A 2548-nucleotide genomic window follows, 5' to 3' on the forward strand; every position below is an offset into this window, starting at 1 on the left:
TGTAAGAAATATCTTGGCGAAAACTGTCAATTTTATTCTAGCGTTTACATTCTGAAGGTACAGTAACAGTTAATCTTGGTGAATTCACTGGTGAAGAAGAGTTTGACTTCACTGTTTCTGGAATCCAAGGTGCTCTTGATTTAGTAAATGGAAACACAACGAATCCTGACAACGTAGTTGAACGTTTAGAGGTTGCGGAACTTGACATTCAAAACGTTAACCCTAATTACGCTTCTTTATATGTAATTTAAATAAATAACAGTTTCACTAACACGGTAGAACGCCTGCAGAGTGCAATCGATCGTGCAAATGCTGAAGCTGTTGAAACAGCTGTTAGTGATGTAAATGATGCTTATAGCACAGAGGAGTCTGTGACTGATGCTGATAATGAAGCTAATTTATTTGCAGCAATCTCAAATAACAGAGTAGCACTTGAATTAGATGAAGAAGCTGTTATTACTGGAAATAGTGATGACTATCTAGATGCTTATGAAGCACTTCTTGAAGCAGACGAAGATTTCGAATTCTCTTCTGTACAAGAAATCAATGATTTTGTAGAAGGCGTTAACGCTGAAGTACTAGAAGGTCTTGTTTCTGACGTAAATGACGCTCTAGGTGAAGGTGAACTTATTTCAGCTCTAGCTGCAATCAACATTGAGAATGTAATTCCTACAACTACTGGTGGAGTAGACTTCCCTCTTGAATACTTCGATGCAATTCAAGCTGAAAATCCATCTACAGTTGCTGAAGTACAAGCTGTTGTAGATCTAGTTAACTCTAATGAAGCAGAAGAAGCAGTAGCTGAAGCTGAAGTTGAGACAACTAATGCAAACATCACTGATGCTCAAGCTGTTATTAATGCACTACCAGCTGATGAAGAAGATGAAACAACTGTTGCAGACTTCCAAGATCGTCTTGATGCATTAGCACCACTAGCTGGAGTTAACCAAGTTATTCTAGATGCAACTTATGATGAAAATGCTGAAGAGTACACATTCAATGGACTTCAAACTGCTCTTGAAAATGAAGATCTTTCAGTGGACAGTGTGATTGCGACAGCTATCTCTGACTATGAAGATGCATTAAGCGTTCTTTTAGAAGAAGATGAAGACTTCCTATTCTCTAGCGAAGAAGAAGTTCAAACTTTCATCAATGAACAGAACCAATCCTTCATTGACGAAGTAAATGCAGCTGTAGCAGATGCAGAAGAGGGAAGCGAAGCTGCTGATCTATTTACTGCATTAGATGCTGATGCATTGAACTTGACTGGTGTTACTTCTGCTAACACAGATGCTTATTACGCTCAGTATGAACTACTTCTAGAAGGAGACGCTGATTTCGAATTTACTTCTGTACAAGAAATTCAAGACTTTGTCAACGATACTAACCTTCTAGTTGCAGCTAATGCTGGTAGTGACTCAGCTCTATTCGATATCGCTGCTCAAAACGATGTTGAATCTTACCTTAACCTTTCTTCTGCTCAACGTACAGAGGTTGCAGCTGATGTTGAAGCATTAATCAACAGCGAAGATGGTGGAGAGTTCACTACACTAGCTGGAGTAATTAGTGAATTAGATTCTCAATCAACAACTTATGATAATCTACTGTCTGCTCTTAACGATGCAGAGACAACAACTCAAATGGATGTAGCTCTAGAAGCACTTGAAAATGACGATTACGAAGGTTTATCTTCATCAGAACAGTTTGCTCTAGCTGAAGATATTCTTAATAACCAACGTCCTGACACTGGATTTGCAACTCTTGGACAAGTCCAAGCTCTTGACTTAGGTGCAGATTTGGTGGCTCCTGATGCACCATTTATTGGAACGGATATTGAAACTGTAAACAACGAAATTGCTGATTCAGTAGACTTTAATGGTACAGCTGAAGCAGGATCTACTGTAGCTATTTCAGTCGATGATGAAGATGCGGGCACTGCTGCTGTAACTTACACCACAGTAGAAACAAGTGAAGATGGTTCTTTCAGTCAAGTACTTAATGTTTCAGGTCTAACTGATGGAAATATCACTGTTACAGTAACTGCGGAAGATGCTTCTAACAATACAAGTGCAGAAAGCACTGAAACTTTTGTTCTAGATACTGTCACAACAGTTACAGCTGATGCAGTTACTAGCGAAGACACAACGGTTACAGGTACTGGTGAAGCAGGATCAACAGTAGTTGTTACAGATGGTAGTGACAACGAACTAGGGACAGCAGTTATTGATGAAACTGGCTCTTTCTCATTAGATATCCCAGCGCAATCTGCTACTACTGAGCTTACTTTCACTTCCACTGATGTTGCGGGCAACACAGCTACAGATAATGTTACTGTAACTGATGCTCAATAATTTAACGAAACATTAAATTACACATTCATGGATCTAAAAGAGGCACGGGGACGAATCCCGTGCCTCTTTTTAGTAGCTATTTATACATATAATTTTATTATTTTCCAGGCTCTAAAATATTTGTTGGGGTATTAGAAAATTTGGCATAAAAAACACGCAAGCTCCAATCTTTACTACACTTGAATTGACGAGAAACA

1 protein-coding gene is annotated in these 2548 nt (G+C 38.9%); it reads left to right on the plus strand.

From position 1 onward, the window contains the following. The first annotated feature begins 371 nt into the window (after positions 1–371). Positions 372–2351 carry an Ig-like domain-containing protein gene (locus N780_RS19040; RefSeq protein ID WP_036787958.1) on the plus strand — a complete coding sequence of 660 codons (1980 nt, stop codon included), beginning with the start codon at positions 372–374 and terminating at the stop codon, positions 2349–2351. Positions 2352–2548 lie beyond the last annotated feature (197 nt).

The sequence above is a fragment of the Pontibacillus chungwhensis BH030062 genome (genome assembly GCF_000770675.1).
GTDB classification, from domain to species: Bacteria; Bacillota; Bacilli; order Bacillales; family BH030062; genus Pontibacillus; species Pontibacillus chungwhensis.